At 41.8% G+C, this 17,092-nt stretch carries 18 protein-coding genes and 1 riboswitch; of the genes, 12 read left to right on the top strand and 6 right to left on the bottom strand.

Annotation, left to right across the window (positions count from 1 at the left end; translation table 11 throughout):
- Positions 1–21: 21 nt before the first annotated feature.
- The 3 genes from MHB66_RS17940 (at position 22) to MHB66_RS17930 (ending at position 2,190) form a co-directional block, all read left to right on the top strand.
- The gene (locus MHB66_RS17940; protein ID WP_024427495.1) at positions 22–348 is read left to right on the top strand and encodes a PTS lactose/cellobiose transporter subunit IIA; all 327 of its coding nucleotides are present in this window, start codon (positions 22–24) and stop codon (positions 346–348) included.
- Positions 345–1,673, top strand: coding sequence for a 6-phospho-beta-glucosidase (locus tag MHB66_RS17935; RefSeq protein ID WP_041118210.1), 1,329 nt, complete (start codon positions 345–347; stop codon positions 1,671–1,673). Before MHB66_RS17940 ends, MHB66_RS17935 begins: the two co-directional genes overlap by 4 nt.
- Before the next feature lie 118 nt (positions 1,674–1,791).
- Positions 1,792–2,190 carry a hypothetical protein gene (locus MHB66_RS17930; RefSeq protein WP_034281330.1) on the top strand — a complete coding sequence of 133 codons (399 nt, stop codon included), beginning with the start codon at positions 1,792–1,794 and terminating at the stop codon, positions 2,188–2,190.
- Between the two features lie 317 nt (positions 2,191–2,507).
- Here MHB66_RS17930 and MHB66_RS17925 read toward each other — a convergent pair whose 3' ends face one another.
- Positions 2,508–3,599, bottom strand: a complete 1,092-nt coding sequence (locus tag MHB66_RS17925) for a branched-chain amino acid aminotransferase (RefSeq protein ID WP_024426445.1) — start codon at positions 3,597–3,599, stop codon at positions 2,508–2,510.
- A 366-nt stretch (positions 3,600–3,965) separates the two neighbouring features.
- Here MHB66_RS17925 and MHB66_RS17920 point away from each other — a divergent pair, with 366 nt between their 5' ends.
- From MHB66_RS17920 to MHB66_RS17900, 5 genes are all read left to right on the top strand, one after another.
- The gene (locus tag MHB66_RS17920) at positions 3,966–5,393 is read left to right on the top strand and encodes a right-handed parallel beta-helix repeat-containing protein (protein ID WP_046312807.1); all 1,428 of its coding nucleotides are present in this window, start codon (positions 3,966–3,968) and stop codon (positions 5,391–5,393) included.
- A 97-nt stretch (positions 5,394–5,490) separates the two neighbouring features.
- Positions 5,491–5,600, top strand: a riboswitch (SAM riboswitch).
- A gap of 170 nt (positions 5,601–5,770) precedes the next feature.
- A complete protein-coding gene (locus tag MHB66_RS17915) occupies positions 5,771–6,889 on the top strand; it encodes a sugar ABC transporter substrate-binding protein (RefSeq protein ID WP_034281327.1) in 1,119 nt (372 codons plus the stop codon).
- Positions 6,890–6,958: 69 nt separating this feature from the next.
- Positions 6,959–8,455 carry a sugar ABC transporter ATP-binding protein gene (locus tag MHB66_RS17910; RefSeq protein ID WP_046312809.1) on the top strand — a complete coding sequence of 499 codons (1,497 nt, stop codon included), beginning with the start codon at positions 6,959–6,961 and terminating at the stop codon, positions 8,453–8,455.
- A complete protein-coding gene (locus MHB66_RS17905; RefSeq protein ID WP_046312811.1) occupies positions 8,452–9,465 on the top strand; it encodes an ABC transporter permease in 1,014 nt (337 codons plus the stop codon). The genes MHB66_RS17910 and MHB66_RS17905 overlap by 4 nt, the downstream gene beginning before the upstream one ends.
- Before the next feature lie 95 nt (positions 9,466–9,560).
- Positions 9,561–10,193 carry a GTP pyrophosphokinase family protein gene (locus MHB66_RS17900; protein ID WP_025093809.1) on the top strand — a complete coding sequence of 211 codons (633 nt, stop codon included), beginning with the start codon at positions 9,561–9,563 and terminating at the stop codon, positions 10,191–10,193.
- Positions 10,194–10,238: 45 nt separating this feature from the next.
- On the opposite strand, the gene MHB66_RS17895 is transcribed toward MHB66_RS17900, so the two are convergent.
- Complete coding sequence (locus MHB66_RS17895; RefSeq protein WP_162860197.1) at positions 10,239–10,379, bottom strand: hypothetical protein; 141 nt, start codon at positions 10,377–10,379, stop codon at positions 10,239–10,241.
- Between the two features lie 19 nt (positions 10,380–10,398).
- On the bottom strand, positions 10,399–11,484 hold the full coding sequence (locus MHB66_RS17890) for a Rap family tetratricopeptide repeat protein (protein ID WP_046312813.1): 1,086 nt from the start codon (positions 11,482–11,484) through the stop codon (positions 10,399–10,401).
- Between the two features lie 519 nt (positions 11,485–12,003).
- Between MHB66_RS17890 and MHB66_RS17885 the strand changes: the two genes are divergently transcribed.
- The 3 genes from MHB66_RS17885 to MHB66_RS17875 all read left to right on the top strand — a co-directional run bounded on the left by MHB66_RS17885 (position 12,004) and on the right by MHB66_RS17875 (position 14,208).
- Positions 12,004–12,768 (top strand): transporter substrate-binding domain-containing protein, encoded by a 765-nt coding sequence (locus tag MHB66_RS17885; RefSeq protein ID WP_024423857.1) that lies wholly within the window; start codon positions 12,004–12,006, stop codon positions 12,766–12,768.
- 70 nt (positions 12,769–12,838) lie between these two features.
- Positions 12,839–13,483 carry an amino acid ABC transporter permease gene (locus tag MHB66_RS17880; protein ID WP_024423856.1) on the top strand — a complete coding sequence of 215 codons (645 nt, stop codon included), beginning with the start codon at positions 12,839–12,841 and terminating at the stop codon, positions 13,481–13,483.
- Positions 13,480–14,208, top strand: a complete 729-nt coding sequence (locus MHB66_RS17875) for an amino acid ABC transporter ATP-binding protein (RefSeq protein ID WP_034281322.1) — start codon at positions 13,480–13,482, stop codon at positions 14,206–14,208. Before MHB66_RS17880 ends, MHB66_RS17875 begins: the two co-directional genes overlap by 4 nt.
- An 85-nt stretch (positions 14,209–14,293) precedes the next feature.
- Here the strand turns inward: MHB66_RS17875 and MHB66_RS17870 are convergent, their stop codons facing one another.
- The gene (locus MHB66_RS17870; RefSeq protein ID WP_024423854.1) at positions 14,294–14,677 is read right to left on the bottom strand and encodes a VOC family protein; all 384 of its coding nucleotides are present in this window, start codon (positions 14,675–14,677) and stop codon (positions 14,294–14,296) included.
- 118 nt (positions 14,678–14,795) lie between these two features.
- Between MHB66_RS17870 and MHB66_RS17865 the strand changes: the two genes are divergently transcribed.
- Positions 14,796–15,977 carry a class I SAM-dependent rRNA methyltransferase gene (locus tag MHB66_RS17865; protein WP_034281321.1) on the top strand — a complete coding sequence of 394 codons (1,182 nt, stop codon included), beginning with the start codon at positions 14,796–14,798 and terminating at the stop codon, positions 15,975–15,977.
- A gap of 36 nt (positions 15,978–16,013) precedes the next feature.
- Here the strand turns inward: MHB66_RS17865 and MHB66_RS17860 are convergent, their stop codons facing one another.
- The gene (locus MHB66_RS17860) at positions 16,014–16,694 is read right to left on the bottom strand and encodes a CidB/LrgB family autolysis modulator (protein ID WP_024423852.1); all 681 of its coding nucleotides are present in this window, start codon (positions 16,692–16,694) and stop codon (positions 16,014–16,016) included.
- Positions 16,688–17,071 carry a CidA/LrgA family holin-like protein gene (locus MHB66_RS17855; RefSeq protein ID WP_080701177.1) on the bottom strand — a complete coding sequence of 128 codons (384 nt, stop codon included), beginning with the start codon at positions 17,069–17,071 and terminating at the stop codon, positions 16,688–16,690. Before MHB66_RS17855 ends, MHB66_RS17860 begins: the two co-directional genes overlap by 7 nt.
- Positions 17,072–17,092 lie beyond the last annotated feature (21 nt).

The raw sequence follows: 17,092 nt of genomic DNA, 5'->3' as shown, positions 1-17,092 counted from the left end.
GGAACAAGGGGGATGCAGCCGATGGAAATGGAACAAATTGTGTTTCAACTCATCCTGCACGGCGGAAATGGCAGAAGCTCCGCGATGGAGGCCATTACATGTGCAAAACAAGGAAACTTTGATGAGGCGAAGCAAAAATTGCAGGACGCACAAGACGCGTTAAATGAGGCGCATCACGCACAGACAGAGCTGATCCAAGGAGAAATCAGGGGCGAAAAGACGGATATTAGTCTCTTAATGATTCATGCGCAGGATCATCTCATGAACGCAATGACCGTCAAGGAGCTCGCAGCAGAAATCATCGAGCTCCATGAAAAAATGAAGCAACTCGGAGGTGTCAATTCATGAAAGAAGGAATCAAAATTGTCACAATAGGCGGTGGATCGAGCTATACGCCTGAGCTCGTCGAAGGGTTTATTAAACGATATCAAGAATTGCCTGTAAAAGAATTATGGCTTGTGGATATTGAAGCGGGTCAGGAAAAGTTAAACATCGTAGGCGCTCTGGCGAAACGTATGGTTGAAAAAGCAGGTCTGCCGATTGAGGTACACCTGACTCTTGACCGCCGGGAGGCCTTGAAGGACGCAGATTTTGTGACGACACAATTTCGTGTAGGACTGCTGGAAGCACGGGCAAAGGATGAGAGAATACCGCTTAAATACGGCGTCATCGGTCAGGAAACGAACGGACCAGGCGGTTTATTTAAAGGCCTTCGGACCATCCCAGTCATTCTAGACATTGTGAAGGATATGGAAGAGCTTTGCCCAGACGCATGGCTTGTGAACTTTACAAATCCAGCCGGCATGGTCACAGAAGCTGTTTTACGCTACACGAATCTAAAAAAAGTGGTCGGTCTATGCAATGTGCCGATTGGGATCAAAATGGGGATTGCCAAAGCGCTTGATGTGGACGTTGAACGCATCGAGGTACAGTTTGCCGGTCTCAATCACATGGTCTATGGATTAGACGTATATTTAGACGGGGTCAGCATTATGGATCAAGTGCTTGATGAACTAGGAAATCCAAACAGCCAGTGGTCCATGAAAAACATTGAAGCGAAAAACTGGGAGCCTTCTTTTGTGAAAGGATTAGGGGTCATCCCATGTCCGTATCACCGCTATTACTATAAAACGAAAGATATGCTGGAAGAAGAGCAAAAGGCGGCTCAAGAGAAAGGAACACGAGCAGAGGTTGTGCAGCAGGTCGAGCAGGAATTATTTGAGCTTTATAAAGATCCTGATTTGTCGATTAAACCACCGCAGCTCGAAAAAAGAGGCGGGGCCTATTACAGCGATGCGGCCTGTAACTTAATCAGCTCTATCTATAATGATAAGCACGACATTCAACCAGTCAATACAGTGAACAGAGGGGCGATTGCCAGCATTCCGGCTGAATCAGCGGTTGAAGTAAACTGTATCATTACGAAGGACGGACCAAAACCAATCGCGATAGGTGATCTGCCTGTAGCTGTAAGAGGACTCGTTCAACAAATCAAATCATTCGAGCGTGTGGCAGCAGAAGCGGCTGTGACTGGAGATTACGAGACGGCTCTTGTGGCGATGACCATCAACCCGCTCGTCCCATCTGACGACATTGCAAAGCAAATTTTAGACGAAATGCTCGAAGCGCATCGTGAGCATTTACCGCAATTCTTCAAATCAGTCAATGCTTAACACATAATGGCCCCTTTAATGGGGTCATTTTTTTGATTGCCCCATATGGAAACTGGAGAAAGAAGTGTATGATTAGAAAAAACAGCATGTATGGCTTCAAAGAAAGGACTGTTGGAATATGGTTGCAATTGGTTTAATGTTTTACGGGTTTGTCGTACAGCCTGTCATGAGTTATGGTACAGTGATCTTGTTTTTGTATGGCCTTATTGCTTCATTTGTTGGCCTCATTCGGCATAAGGAATATGTGTGGATCTATGTTCTCCGCCTGCTCGTTTGTTTTACCATTCCCGTGACCAATCTGTTGATGTATTTTGCAACGATTGGAGGAGATGCAAGGAAATTTGATTTCCAGCCAATGCCGCTTGTTTATTATCTTGTCTTTATCCTAGAAATCATGATCATCTTTTTGCCAGAGATCTTTTTACTGATCGAAAAAAAGCGGAGCATCAAAAGGAAACAGTGGATATACGCAGGGGCGATTGTTGGGGTATCGGTCTTGTTTTGGTGCACGATTTGATGGGAAGAGACGGGTCAACTAAGTCTATTTCGCTTTTGTTTCTGTAACTTCTTTCGTCGGACCTTTACAAAAGAGATGGAAAGAGCAAGGATAGAGATTCCAAGAGCCTTAAATAAAAACCGGGTGAGGAAAGGTGAATCGTCGAAACCAGTGGCGACGATCATCGATCCGATGCAGATTCCAAAGAACGCTAGTAGATAAGTAAAAAACATACCATCACTCCCCTTTATTCATGTGTATTTACCATTATAAGGGATAAAAGAGAGGTAAATAAACAAAAAAGAACCCTTCATGATTGAAAGGTTCTTTTTATATGCTTATGCTTGCTTGACGACTGAGTCAACTTCAACTGTCCAGCCGAAGATGTCTGGCTGTGTCCCTTTTTGGATGCCAGTAATGGCTTCGTACAATTTCTTCGATACTTCGCCTGTTTGACCATTTTGGATCACATATGGCTGATCATGATAAATTAATTCCCCGACAGGAGAGATCACGGCTGCCGTTCCAGTTCCGAAAATTTCTTCAAGCTCGCCAGATTGATGTGCTTCAATTAACTCATCAATTGAAATTTTGCGCTCTGTTACTGGAATTCCCCAATGCTTTAACAGTTCAAGCACAGAGTTGCGTGTGATGCCTTCTAAAATGCTGCCGTTCAATTCAGGCGTCACGATTTCGCCGTTGATTTTAAAGAAGATATTCATGCTGCCGACTTCTTCAATGTATTTTTTCTCGACCCCATCAAGCCAAAGAACCTGTGAAAATCCTTTCGTTTCAGCAACTTGCTGTGCTTTAAGGCTTGAGGCATAGTTTCCAGCTGTTTTGGCATTTCCTGTTCCACCCTTAACGGCACGGACAAACTCATTTTCAACTGCAATTTTGACCGGATGAATGCCTTCTTTATAGTATGATCCCACAGGAGATAAGATAATGAGCAGCTTATACGTGCTAGACGGTGCAACGCCTAAATACGGCTCAGTGGAAATAATGAATGGACGAATATACAAGGAAGTTCCCTCTGCATCAGGTACCCAATCCTTATCAATACGAATGAGTTCATTTAAGCCCTCTAATACTGTTTCTGTATCAATTTGCGGAATACACAGGCGGTCATTGGATCTGTTTAAGCGTTCCATGTTTTTTTCCGGACGGAATAAGAGAATTTTTTGATCCTCAGAAACATAAGCTTTCAAGCCTTCAAAAACAGATTGACCATAATGGTAGACCATCGACGCTGGGTCCATTGGAATGGCTTGATAAGGGATAATTCTTGGATCGTACCAGCCTTTATCAACTGAATAATCCATCACAAACATGTGATCTGTGAAGATTTTTCCGAATTCAAGTTGATCAGATTGAGGTTTTGGTTTTTTTGTTGAACTAAGTTCAACGCGGATGGGTTGTTTTGGCATTGTAAATCTCCTTGCTGTTTGATTATTTGAAAATTCTAATAATATGAAATAATTATGATTCTATTCTATACCTTCACAAAATATTAGCAATAGGTTTTCTGTAATTCAGACAAGAAAAATCTGTTAAAGCGCTTTCCTTCTCTCTGCTGTCAGTTTGGCTCATGTCACCCTTTTAAAAAAGAAATAAAATCCAAATACAATATTGACTGATTAATCTGACAATTTAAAAACGAATGGTTTTCCTGTAAGATATTCTTTCAACCATACACCTTTTGACTAGTACATTGCAAGGGACATCGTCATATTTTAATCCTCTTTTTTTTAACCGATAAAGGAAGGAGAGAAGGGAAAGGAGCAAACAACAAGATGAAACGAGCGATACCAGGCATTTTACTCATTTTATTCATGACCGTCATCAGCTTTGGCTGTCAAGCGATGACAGATGAGGCTGGCGCTAAGCAAAGCACAGCCTATTACGTAGCGGTAAACGGAAGCGACAAAAACCCGGGAACAAAGCAAAAACCTTTCCGCACGCTGAAAAAAGCAGCAAGTATGGCGAAGGCTGGGGCAACCATTTACATGAGAGGCGGTACATACAAAGAAAAATTGATTGTCCGCCATTCAGGAACAAAGAAAGCACCCGTTGTCTTTCAAGCTTATGGAAAAGAAAAACCTGTGATTAGCGGGGCTTCCCTTAAAGGAAATCAAGCCGATGGCGGTCTTGTCACGATCGATCAAAAGAGCTACATCACCCTCAAAGGCCTGACTGTAGGACATCTTAAGACGAATAAAGAAGATTTAACACCAGTTGGTATTTTCATCAAAGGAAGCGGCAAAGGCGTCAAACTGCTTAATAACCGAGTGTATGATATTCAGACGAAACATGAAAATGGAAATGCACATGGAATTGCTGTCTATGGGACAAAAGCTCCAGCAGCGATTGAAGACATTGAAATCAAAGGAAATACCGTTGAAAAATTAAAGCTGGGCTTCAGTGAAGCGCTTGTGCTAAATGGGAACGTGAAAAAGTTCCGTGTGACACATAATACGGTCCGGCACACTGATAATATTGGCATTGATTTAATTGGATTTGAGAACGTGGCACCCTCTAAAAAGTATGATCAAGTCAGAAACGGTGTCGTCTCAAGAAACAAAGTATATGAGATTACGAGTGCAGGGAACCCAGCCTATGGCAGCGACATTTCTGCTGGCGGAATTTATGTCGATGGCGGAAAAGACATTGTGATCGATCATAACATCTCACATCACAATGACTTAGGGATTGAAGTCACAAGCGAACATAAAGGAAAAATGGCGGACCGCATCCGCATCGAACACAATCAAGTGTATTTGAACCGTTATACAGGCATTTCTATTGGCGGCTATGATAAGAAGCGTGGCGGTACAACCAATACGACGATCTCACATAATACTTTGTACAAAAATGACACAGCCGGTTTAGAAGGCGGTCAATTGCTGATGCAGTATCAAGCAGTGAACAATCGAATCACGAATAATATCATGACCGCTAGTGCCTCGCATTACTTAGTCGTGAATCTTTATCAAGTGAACCAAAAGAATACCTTCCAGAAGAACGTTTATGATGACCGCAAAGGTGCAAAAGCATCACAGTGGGTATGGCACGGGAAATGGCTGGAAGGCTACAAAACGTATCTCTCTAAAAGCGGTCAAGATAAAGGATCAGCACATCTGAACCCGCAATTTGTGAATGAGAAAAAATATGATTTCCGTCTGAAGAAATCATCACCTGCGAAGAAAATCATCGGAAGCTGATGATATTTTAGAAATTTTCAAAAAAGTCATTGACATTGATGTGACATCACATTAAAGTAAAGAAGACATTTCAACGAAAACAAATTTCATAACGGATCTCTTATCAAGAGAGGCAGAGGGACTGGCCCTATGACGCCCGGCAACCGTTTCTATTTTAGAAATTGGTGCTAATTCCTGCAAAGCTGTTACAGCTTTGACAGATAAGAGAGGAAGACTTCCCGATACATGTTTCATGCAACGGTGATCAAGCCTCTCTTTCCAAGAGAGGCTTTTTTTCGTCTCTTTTTCGAATCAAATGCCTGTTTTACAGGCGTATTTCCACTCTTTTACCTAGTTTTCAGATGTGAAAAATCAAAACAACTTGAGGAGGAACAGCAATGAAGCGTAAGCATTTTACATCATGTCTTGTCTTATTAACGGCATTAACCGTCCTATTAACAGGCTGCGGCACCGGATCAAGTGCAGGCTCAAAGGCAAATACGAACGAAAAAGTCTCTTTTGACAATGTACCGAAGCGATTTGCAAAGGGACAGGGGGCAAAAATTAAAGTCATCCGCAAAATTGGAGGAGACGATCATACAGCTCAATTTTTAGCTGGAACCAAGGCAGAAGGTGAAGCACTCGGCTTTACGGTAGATGTCTACACCGCAAATGGAGATACAGCGAAGTTCCATGATGCCATCTCTCAGGCGCTTGAAGAAAATTATGATGGCTTTATCATCTCTCACGGGGACGACGAGGCGACAGTCGCTGATGTGAAAAAGATCACAGCGAAAGGCATTCCAGTTGTAGCATTTGATTCGAATCCTAAGCTGAAGGACATCAAAGGGGTCACAGTGACATCTCAAGATGATGAGCAATTAGCGAAAAAATCATTAGATGCGCTCGTGTCTGATTTTAAAGGAAAAGCAAATATTGCGTACCTCTGGGTAGATGGATTCCCGCCAATGGTGAGACGAAATAAGGTCTATCAAGAAACGCTTAAACAACATTCAGGAATTAAGGAGCTTGACCGCTTTGGTATTGCCTCCTCTGATACGTCTGTTCAAACGCAAAATGCAGTAGCAGCCATGCTGAATAAGTATCCAAAGGGCAAGCTGGACGCTATTTTTGCCACATGGGATGCCTTTGCCATTGGGGCAGCAAGAGCGTTAAAGGAAGCAGGAAGAACAGAAGTGAAGATTTATGGGATTGATGTATCAAATGCGGATCTTCAAGAAATGACGGCGAAGGACAGTCCGTGGAAGTATACAGCAGCGGTTGATCCGAAGCTCATCGGCGCAGTCGACGTGAGGATTCTTGCGAAGAAAATAGCTGGTGAGAAAACACCGTCTTCCTATGACCTTGAGGCCTCTCTCATCTCGCAAAAGCAGCTTCAACAAGCAGGAAAAGCCATTAACATGGTCAATCTTGCAGACGAAGTGAAGGGATTCGGTTCATCGACTGCTTTTGAGGAAGATTGGATGAAGACCTTGAAGAAGCATTATACAAAATAAGCGACGTGCACTCTCTTTCCATAGAGGGTGTTTCGTTTTTCAGATGATATCAAGAGAAGGAGGACACCTATGACAGCGCCGCTTGTTCGTATGAAGAATATTTCAATTGAATTTCCAGGGGTCAAAGCGTTAGATCAAGTGAATTTCACATTAAAAAAAGGGACGGTCCATGCACTGATTGGAGCAAATGGTGCTGGGAAGTCAACGTTAATGAAGGTTCTTTCTGGCGCTCATTCCCACTTCGACGGGACCATCTACATCAATGGCCAGGCGGCATCCATTCAAACCCCAAAGGATGCATCCTCATATGGTGTGCAGACGGTCCATCAAGAAGTGGATACGGCTCTTGTTCCCTACTTAACTGTTGGTGAGAATATGATGATGCATGAGATTGAGAAAAAAACATTTGTCAGCTGGAAAGAGCTGCATCGCAAGGCGGCTCAGCTATTAAAAGAAATGGACATCGACATCTCCACAAAACGACTTGTCAGCGATCTGACCCTTGCCGAAAAACAGATGGTGCTCATTGCCAAGGCTGTTTCCATTAAATGCAGCATTTTAATCTTAGATGAACCAACGGCTCCGCTTAGTCATGCAGAAACAAGCAAATTATTCTCAATGATTGATCGGTTGAAACAGAATGGGACGGGGATCGTGTTTATTTCTCACCGCATGCCTGAAATTTTCACCATCTGTGATGAATTGACTGTGATGCGAAATGGAACGGATGTCGCAGCTCACCTTGTCAAAGACACAAATCCGCAGCAGGTCATTGAAGAAATGCTAGGCGCACCATTAGAGGAGCAATTCCCATCTCGCAGGCCACTGAAAGATGCACCTATTGTGCTTGAAGTGAAAGAGCTAAACGATCAACATAAATTAAACAACATTCACTTTTATGTCAAAAAAGGAGAAATTCTCGGGATCGCAGGACTTGTCGGTGCTGGTAAAACAGAATTGTGCAAAGCCCTTTTCGGTGCCTCAGAAAAAAAGACGGGGACCGTGCAGCTTCATGGTCAAACCATCCGCATCACATCGCCTCATCAAGCGGTGAGAGCTGGAATGGCTCTTGTGCCGGAAGAGCGGAGAAAAGAAGGGATTCTGACCGAAGAGAGCGTGGGGTGGAACTTAACGGCTGCAAGTCTTCACTCATTTTCACGGATATTCAGCTTCTTACATCGTTCGAAGGAAAAGCGGGAAGCAGAAGACATCGTCAAACGTCTCGGTGTCAAAACGCCGTCTCTTGAAGCAAAGGTGAAGCACCTATCTGGTGGAAATCAGCAGAAGGTTGCTATCGGAAAATGGCTGCTGGCTGAGGCAGATGTGTATCTCTTTGATGAACCAACCAAAGGTGTAGACGTTGGAGCGAAAAAAGATATTTTCACTTTGATTGCAGAGCTTGCCGCCCGCGGAAAATCTGTCATTTATGCGTCGAGTGAGCTGTCAGAGATTGCAGGTATCGCTGACCGAGTATACGTGTTATATGATGGCAGCATTGCCCGGGAAATGACCGCACCGACGACTGAAGAGGAGCTTTTATATCATTCAACAGGAGGACAATCATGAGCGAACAACAAATTCCAGCCCCTGTGCAGCAAATCAAAAAACATCGGCCATCCTTTCATCTGTTTGATTTCTTTTATCGATATGGGACGATCTTAACCATTGTCGTGTTGATTGTGGTATTTGCGGCATCGAATCCAGCGTTTTTGCAATCAGGAAATATCATCAATATTCTACGGTCTATCTCAATTGTGACCATCATTGCGGTGGGCTTAACCATCTCATTGGCAGTAAACGGCTTTGATTTATCAGTTGGATCAGTCGCTACGCTATCAAATGCGATTGTCATTTCTATGTTCGTATGGTTCTCGCAAAACCCACTGATTGCAATCCTCTCTGCACTAGCGGCTTCTATCATTGTTGGTTTGCTAAATGCATGGATGATCGTCAAAATGAAAATTCCAGATATGCTCATGACATTAGCCATGATGTTTATTATTCAAGGGCTGGCTCAAACGTATACGAAAGGGGCGACTATTTCTGAAAATATGGTGCTTCCCGATGGCACGTTCTCAACGGGAACGATTCCTGCCTTTTTCAGCAAAATTGGACAGGTGCCATATATCATTCTCATTATGGCTGCCATTGTACTCTTTGCGCATGTTTTCATGACCTACACAAAGCACGGCCGATTCATGTACATCATCGGTGGGAATAAGGAAGCGGCTCGTTTGTCTGGCATACATGTGAACAAATACAAAATTTCGGCCTATCTGCTTTCTGCGTTATTTGCAGCGATCGGCGGAATCGTACTTGCATCAAGGGTGATGACAGCAGAAATTAATGCGGGTGCACCATATTTAATGGATGGAGTAGCGGCTGCTTTTATCGGCTTTTCCGTCATGGGGGCAGGTAAGCCAAACGCATTTGGCACTTTTATCGGGGCTGTACTCATTGGTATTTTACAAAATGGGCTTGTGATGATGTCTGTCCCTTATTATGCAATGGATATTGTGAAAGGTTCTGTGCTGGCCCTTGCACTGGCGCTGACATATTACAAACAACGAGGCTAACTGCGTATTTTTTAAAACCATTCGAGTCCTCTCTCCGTCTAGTAAACGGAAAGCGGTGCAGCTGCCGTTTCCCAAAAGGAGATGACAAAAAGAAAATGAATATGTCAGCAACTCATGTAGAAGATTTGAAAAATGTCATGGAAGACTGGAAAAATGAACTATTAGTATATAAATTTGCGTTAGATGAAATGGATACAAAGTTTTCAATTATCAGCCAGGAGTATAATTTAATCCATGGACACAACCCAATAGAGCATACAAAATCACGAATTAAATCCTTTGAAAGCATCGTGAATAAACTAGCAAGAAAAGGATGCGACATCACGACACAATGTGCCAAGGAGCATATCCATGATATCGCAGGTGTCCGCATCATCTGTTCTTTTATTCAAGATATCTATAACATTATGGATGTATTGAGGCAAAGAGAGGATTTAAAGATCCTTGAAGTGAAGGACTACATTCAACATCCAAAACCAAATGGCTACAGAAGCCTTCATTTAATTGTTGAGATACCTGTCTACTTAACAAATCGTGTGGAGCATGTGAAGGTTGAGATTCAGGTGCGGACCATTGCGATGGATTTTTGGGCGAGTCTAGAGCATAAAATCTATTATAAACTGCAAAACGATGTTCCTCATCAGCTGACTGATGAACTGAAGGAAGCCGCAGATATTGCCCATTACTTAGATGAAAAAATGCAGAATATTAAACGAGAAATTGATTAGCACATCAAAAAGCAGCTGTTTTGATCACAGCTGCTTTTTTTCATATTAAGGATTGGTTCCACGGTCTCTCTTTTGAATAATATCTTGAGATTGTGCAGATTGGCTGTCTTTTTGAATGGAAGTACCAACAGAAACACCTGTTATCAAGAGGGTTAAAATCGCACTTGTGATGAGCCATTTCTTCATCATACATCACTCCATTTTCTTAACAAGTTTTCAAGGACAACGCCTTGTTTCTAAAATAAGAGGATTCTTCATGAAGCCCAAGATCCGTTAAGTAAGCTGCTGCATCCTGACAAATAGCTTCAAGGTCAACAAGGAAATTCATTGTTTCTAATTGATCGCAATAAGCCTTGATTTGCTCAATCATGTTGTCTGGCTGAATCATAAGTGTTTCTAAAATGGATAATTTAAGTGAAATGTTTCGTTGTTTTAAATTTTCTGCTTTTTGAAGTGAAAGCTGTACATAATAGTGGAACAAACCTGGCTTTTTCAGCTTAAAAAGTGCTTTTGTGTAGGCGTACATGGCAAGTAAATAGCCGCCTGGAGAAGAAGTTTCGAATGATTCTATCATTAAAGCCTTTTCTAGGAGCGGCACAGCTTCACTGTATTCATTTCTTAGACTTTTAATAAAGGCTGCATTGCAATAGGCATGTCCAAGTAAATCTGGATCTTCCATCTGTTCTAGTGAATGAATCACTTCTTCGAACAGCGATTCTGCCTCATCATATTTCGACTGATCCGCATAATTCAAAGCAAGCATCATTTGACAGCTGATTGATTTTTTCACATAACATGGATCTGCGTCGTAAATAGATGAAGCCATCTTTAAGTGGTGGATGGAGAGAAGCGTGGACCTAATATTATAGTAAAGACACCCAGTTTTATAATGAAATTCGGCTTTTTCAATGTCATCGTGCACGAGATCTAATTTATCCTCGGCCAATTTTAAATGGTGAAATGCCGTATCCTGATTGCCTCTGCGCATTTCATACATCCCTTTAAAGAAATAGAAATAATAGCTGAGCATATCATCCGTACGGATGGCATTTTCATCAACAAAAAGACTATGATCTAATGAAGCTGTATCTTCTATTAGATCTTTAAAACGGTACTCTAGCAGTTGATAGTAAAGTAAGACGTCTTGATTTTCTTCCATTCGATCAAACGCTTGAAGAATGTCTTCTTTTAACTGGATGGCACCTTGTATCTCTCTTTTTTTCATCATGACATACCAATCATTGAGCATATTCGCTACATCAACGGACGACAAAACACCTGCTTCTGCCAATTCTTATCCTCCTTTCTTCATCTATCAATATCCGTTCTTCTGAATCAACTTCCCATATTCCAGTATCTTCTTATATTTTAAGCTCTCTCGTGCGGTTTGTAAAACATGTTTTTTGATGTAAATTCAACCAGTAGTGAAAGAAATAGGGAGACACCGCTCTTTTGTATACGCTTACATTTTTTCGGGTAAAAAGAGGGTTTTGGGAAAAATATATTACAATATCAATATAGAGAGGAAGCAAGTTGTTGAGTTTGCTTTCGTATGCAAGGGAGAAACATCATTTATCAAGGCGCTGCCTCGTTTTTTTGTGAGATTATCTCACATTATAATTGTGGATGACTCTTCTTTTAGAATAAAATGAGTTATTCGCAAAAAAGTAAAATTTAAAGAGACTATTGATCTAGAATTGTATGGATCTTTGGTATTGATAAAAAATATCACACACTATAGCTTTAGCGTGGTATAGTATTATTGTTATTGCGAATATTTAGACAAAACTGACAATGGGGGTCGTGTTTTATGAAGAAATCGATGTTATTGATCATGGGACTAATTGTTGTGCTTGTCATGGCAGCCTGTGGATCAAAATCGGACAGTGGTTCGGGAGAAGGCAAAGGCACATATAAAATCGGGATAGATACAACTTATCCGCCATTTGAATTTGAAAAGGGCGGTAAATATGAAGGGATAGACGTTGATTTAATTAATGCAATCGCGAAAGACCAAGGTTTCAAAGTGAAGCTTGAAGCCATGGACTTCTCAGGTATCATTCCAGCGATGCAGGCAGGACAGCTTGATGTTGGAATGGGCGGGATGAGTATTACAGATGAGCGTAAGAAGAAAGTAGATTTCTCAGATCCTTACTTCGACGCTGGACTGACAGTTGTTGTGAAAAAGGACAGCAGCATCAAATCTATTAATGATTTAAAGGGGAAAAAGCTAGCTGTTAAAAACGGGACGACTGGTGCAAAGTTCGCATCTGATAACGCAGATAAATATGGGTATGAAGTCGTTCAATTTAATGACAGCCCATCTATGTTCCAGGAAGTATCAAACGGAAATGCAGATGCCTTAATTGAGGATTATCCTGTCATTACGTATGCGATCGCACAACAAGATTTAAAATTGAAAACAGTTGGAGACCGCTTGAATGGAGACCAGTATGGTATCTCTGTCATGAAGGGGAAAAACCAAGACCTATTGAAGAAGATCAATAAAGGCCTTGAGAACCTAAAGAAAAACGGTGAATATGACAAAATTATTGATAAATATTTGAAGTCATAACACAAGCGAGGCGCGCTCCGAGCGCGCTTTCTTTATGTGTCAGCCGTATGTGAATTAGGGAGGGAGAAACATGGATACTATTATTAATGCATTTCCGTATTTAATGGATGGTTTGCAAACCACTTTATATATCTTTGTTGTTGCCATCATTTTAGGGTTTATCATCGGTTTAATTGTGGCATTATTCCGTCTGTCACCATTTAAAATCTTAAATTTCATCGCACTCGTCTTTGTGAATGCCATTCGAGGCACACCATTTATCGTACAGCTATTCTTCATTTATTTTGGTTTGAATACACTTGAATTCATTTCGCTTGATCGAGTGCCCGCAGGGATTATTACAGTAGCGATTAATGCAGGAGCTTATTTCTCAGAAATTATTCGTGCAGGGATTCAGTCTATTGATAAAGGACAAACAGAAGCTGCGCGCTCTTTAGGCTTTACAGGGGGGCAAAACATGCGCTTTATCGTCCTACCGCAGGCATTCCGCCGCATGCTCCCAGCGATTACAAACCAGGCCATCATCAGCTTGAAGGATACATCTCTCTTATCTATTATCGGAATTGCCGATATTATGCAGCGAGGGCAAGTTCAAGCATCGGCTACATTTGATCCTTTGAATGTCTGGCTGATTGTCGGTGTCATTTATTTCGTGATCATTTATTTACTTTCTCTACTGGCTAGCTACGCAGAAAGGAGATTTGATATCAAATGAGTATGATTACGGTGAAAAACTTAAAGAAATCCTTTGGCGATCACGAAGTGTTAAAGGATATTAATGCAGTCATCGAGGAAAAGGAAGTCGTGTGTGTCATAGGTCCTTCTGGATCAGGGAAAAGCACGTTTCTAAGATGCCTCAATAAATTAGAAGATATCACGGCTGGAGAAGTCGTTGTCCACGGGCACACGATTACAGACCCAAAGGTGAATATCAATAAAGTAAGGCAAGAAGTAGGCATGGTGTTTCAGCACTTTAATTTATTCCCTCATAAAACCGTTTTAGAAAATATTACGATTGCACCGATAAAAGTAAAAGGCATCGAGAAGAAGGCGGCAGTCGAAAAAGCGTTAGACTTGCTTGAAAAAGTCGGCTTAAAAGACAAAGCTCAAAGCTATCCTAACCAATTATCTGGTGGACAAAAACAGCGTGTAGCCATTGCAAGAGCGTTGGCAATGGATCCGAAAGTACTATTATTCGATGAGCCGACATCAGCTCTTGATCCTGAGGTCGTAGGGGATGTATTAGCTGTAATGAAACAATTAGCTGTCGAAGGCATGACAATGATTGTGGTCACACACGAAATGGGCTTTGCAAGAGAAGTAGGAGATCGTGTCATCTTTATGGATGGCGGATATATTGTTGAGGAAGACAAACCGGAAGCTCTCTTTGGGAACCCGCAGCATGAGCGTACAAAATCATTTCTTAGTAAAGTGTTATAAAAAAGAGTAAGGGCATGTATATGCTCTTACTCTTTTCTTTATGAATGAATGGGAGAGATTTAGCGGCCCCATTTCCTAGGAAATATTAGCGCTGGAAGAATTCGATCCATTCTTGGTCTGGTCCTCTAAAAAAGAAGTAGCAATATCCATTTGGTAATGTCGTGATTTCTTCATCAATTAATTCAATTTGCAGCTTTTGAATACGATTGAATTCAGCATGAATATTGTCTGTTGTGAAAGCGAGATGATGGACCTTCCCTTCAGATGGCAGGTCACTGCTGTAGCCTTGGATGAGCTCAATTTCCGTTTCGGTTTCATCTTTAAAACCGAGAAAGGCAAGCTCAATCACTCCATTTGTATGAGTGATGCGGTCCTTTAATTTCATGCCCACCACTTTTTCATAAAAATCAATCGACTGATCAATATTCGAAACCATAATACCTGTATGATCTAAGCGTAATGTCGTCAAACGAAGTGCCTCCTCTATGTCATGTTGATAATTTTCTCCTCATCTTATCATAATAGAAGTAACGTATACATTCATATGGTAGGATAGAGAGAGTCAATTTAGGATAAGGATGACACAAATGAAAAAAATCTCATTAAAACAAACATTTGCGGAACAAGTGAAAAAGGGATATCCGCTCATTTCTAAAGATGCAGTATCGCATGTGAACGGTGTACGGGAAGGCGAGCTCATTGAATGGGTGGATGAGCGGGGCACTTTTTTAGGAAAAGGGTATTATGGTGTGCAAAATAAAGGAATCGGCTGGGTACTAACCTTTGATGCAAACGAAAAAATAGATCAAGCTTTTTTTGTCTCTAGGCTTGAGCAGGCAGCGAAAAGCAGAACGCATTTATTTCGTGATGCACAGACGACTGCTTTTCGTGTGTTCAACGGAGAAGGGGATGGAATTGGCGGCGTCACGATTGATCATTACGACGGATTCTACCTCATCCAATGGTATAGCGAAGGAGTCTATACATTAAAGGCAGAAGTATTGGCTGCACTTGAGCACGTCTATCCAGACTATAAAGGTATTTATGAGAAGAAACGATTTGATACGTCTGGACAGTATATTGAAGATGATGATTTTGTGAAGGGAGAGAAAGGTGAATTTCCTCTCATCGTGAAAGAAAACGGCATGAACGTGGCGGTTTACTTAAATGATGGCGCGATGACGGGTATCTTCCTTGATCAGCGTCATGTGAGAAAAGCGATCCGAGATCGTTATGCAAAAGGAAAGACTGTGCTCAATACATTTTCTTACACAGGTGCTTTCTCAGTGGCAGCTGCGCTTGGCGGAGCGAGCCGTACGACAAGTGTGGATGTTGCAAACCGCAGCTTGAAAAAAACATCTGAGCAGTTTGAAGTCAATGGTATTGATGTGGACGGGCAGGATATCAAAGTCATGGATGTCTTTAAATATTTTCCGTTTGCAGCGAAAAAAGGCTGGACCTATGATCTCGTCATCTTAGACCCGCCTTCCTTTGCACGAACGAAAAAGCACACATTCAGTGCGGCGAAGGATTATAAGAAGCTATTAAAAGAAGCCATCCAAATTACAGCTGAGAACGGCGTCATTGTGGCATCAACGAATAGCAGTGCATTTGGCATGAAGAAATTTAAAGGGTTTATTGCGCAGGCTTTTAAAGAAGCAGGGCAAACCTATCGGATACTTGAAGAATATACCCTTCCTGAGGATTTCCGTACAACGAAGAATTATCCTGAAGGGAACTATTTAAAGGTTGTCTTCATACAAGCATAAGAAAAAGCCATTTTCCAATAAGGGAAATGGCTTTTTTTATAAGGCAAACGACATAAGGATAGGCGCTGCACATAATGTAATAATGGCTGAAATAATCATCGATACACTTGAGATCGTTCCTGAGACGGAGCTCATTTCAAAAGCCTTCGATGTTCCTGCCCCGTGTGCACCCGTTCCAAGAAGGACACCCATGGCAATGTCATTATCGATGCGGAAGTAACGGATCACCATTGGACCGATAATTGAGCCAAACAGTGCAGTTAAAATGACAAACACGGCCGTAACGGACGGCATGCCGCCGATCATCTCTGACACACTCATCGCTACAGGTGTTGTGACCGATCTTGGGACAAGGCTCTCAATAAGGCCTGTGTCCAGATGAAACAACTTGGCGATAAAAGCCGTTGATAAGATCGCAATGACAGAGCCGCAAGCCACATTCAAAATAATTTCCACTGCATGCTTCTTCAGGATATGAAAATACTTATATAAAGGAATGGCAAAAGCAACAGTCGCAGGCTGCAGCATATTCGTGAGCCATTTCCCGCCTTGATTATAAGCATCGTAAGGAATGTTGACGATTAACAGCAAGACGACAAGGACAAGCGGAGTGACAAGTAACGGTGAGACATAGACCTTCGGATGCCGTTTGTATACCGCTTTTGATCCGAGATATAAAAGAACTGTTAAAATCAGAAATAGTCCGCCAACTAACATAGCTTTTTCCGCTCCTTTCGTTTTGCAATCATTTGCGTCATGATACCAGTTGAGAGCATGACCACAAACGTACTAATTAAGACGACAAGGACAATACTTGTGCCAGATTGAGAAAGCAATTTTCCATAATCAATGACACCAACTGCTGATGGAATAAAGAAAAGCAGCAGTTCTCCGAGCAGCCATACGGCGCCAAGTTCTATCCATTTTAATTGAATGATCTTAAAATGAAGTAATAAGAAAATGACAAGAATGCCTAAGATCGTGCCCGGAATTCTCAAATGCAAAAAGGCCGCCAGCACATTCATGAATTTCGCAAAAATAAACAAGACCATAATCTGAAGGGCAGCAATCAGCGGCGTTTTGAGCAATTTCACTTTCTGTTCACTCCTTTTTCT

It is taken from the genome of Bacillus sp. FSL L8-0167 (genome assembly GCF_038630295.1).
Lineage (GTDB): Bacteria > Bacillota > Bacilli > Bacillales > Bacillaceae > Bacillus > Bacillus safensis.
Note: the sequence above shows the minus strand (reverse complement) of the source record. Positions and strands in the feature narration are given on the sequence as shown.

Bases quoted from the DNA above. Each gene is read 5' to 3' on its own strand.
- MHB66_RS17940 (WP_024427495.1), top strand. From the start codon at position 22: ATGGAAATGGAACAAATTGTGTTTCAACTCATCCTGCACGGCGGAAAT.
- MHB66_RS17935 (WP_041118210.1), top strand. From the start codon at position 345: ATGAAAGAAGGAATCAAAATTGTCACAATAGGCGGTGGATCGAGCTAT.
- MHB66_RS17930 (WP_034281330.1), top strand. From the start codon at position 1,792: ATGGTTGCAATTGGTTTAATGTTTTACGGGTTTGTCGTACAGCCTGTC.
- MHB66_RS17925 (WP_024426445.1), bottom strand. From the start codon at position 3,599: ATGCCAAAACAACCCATCCGCGTTGAACTTAGTTCAACAAAAAAACCA.
- MHB66_RS17920 (WP_046312807.1), top strand. From the start codon at position 3,966: ATGAAACGAGCGATACCAGGCATTTTACTCATTTTATTCATGACCGTC.
- MHB66_RS17915 (WP_034281327.1), top strand. From the start codon at position 5,771: ATGAAGCGTAAGCATTTTACATCATGTCTTGTCTTATTAACGGCATTA.
- MHB66_RS17910 (WP_046312809.1), top strand. From the start codon at position 6,959: ATGACAGCGCCGCTTGTTCGTATGAAGAATATTTCAATTGAATTTCCA.
- MHB66_RS17905 (WP_046312811.1), top strand. From the start codon at position 8,452: ATGAGCGAACAACAAATTCCAGCCCCTGTGCAGCAAATCAAAAAACAT.
- MHB66_RS17900 (WP_025093809.1), top strand. From the start codon at position 9,561: ATGAATATGTCAGCAACTCATGTAGAAGATTTGAAAAATGTCATGGAA.
- MHB66_RS17895 (WP_162860197.1), bottom strand. From the start codon at position 10,379: ATGAAGAAATGGCTCATCACAAGTGCGATTTTAACCCTCTTGATAACA.
- MHB66_RS17885 (WP_024423857.1), top strand. From the start codon at position 12,004: ATGAAGAAATCGATGTTATTGATCATGGGACTAATTGTTGTGCTTGTC.
- MHB66_RS17880 (WP_024423856.1), top strand. From the start codon at position 12,839: ATGGATACTATTATTAATGCATTTCCGTATTTAATGGATGGTTTGCAA.
- MHB66_RS17875 (WP_034281322.1), top strand. From the start codon at position 13,480: ATGAGTATGATTACGGTGAAAAACTTAAAGAAATCCTTTGGCGATCAC.
- MHB66_RS17865 (WP_034281321.1), top strand. From the start codon at position 14,796: ATGAAAAAAATCTCATTAAAACAAACATTTGCGGAACAAGTGAAAAAG.
- MHB66_RS17860 (WP_024423852.1), bottom strand. From the start codon at position 16,694: ATGTTAGTTGGCGGACTATTTCTGATTTTAACAGTTCTTTTATATCTC.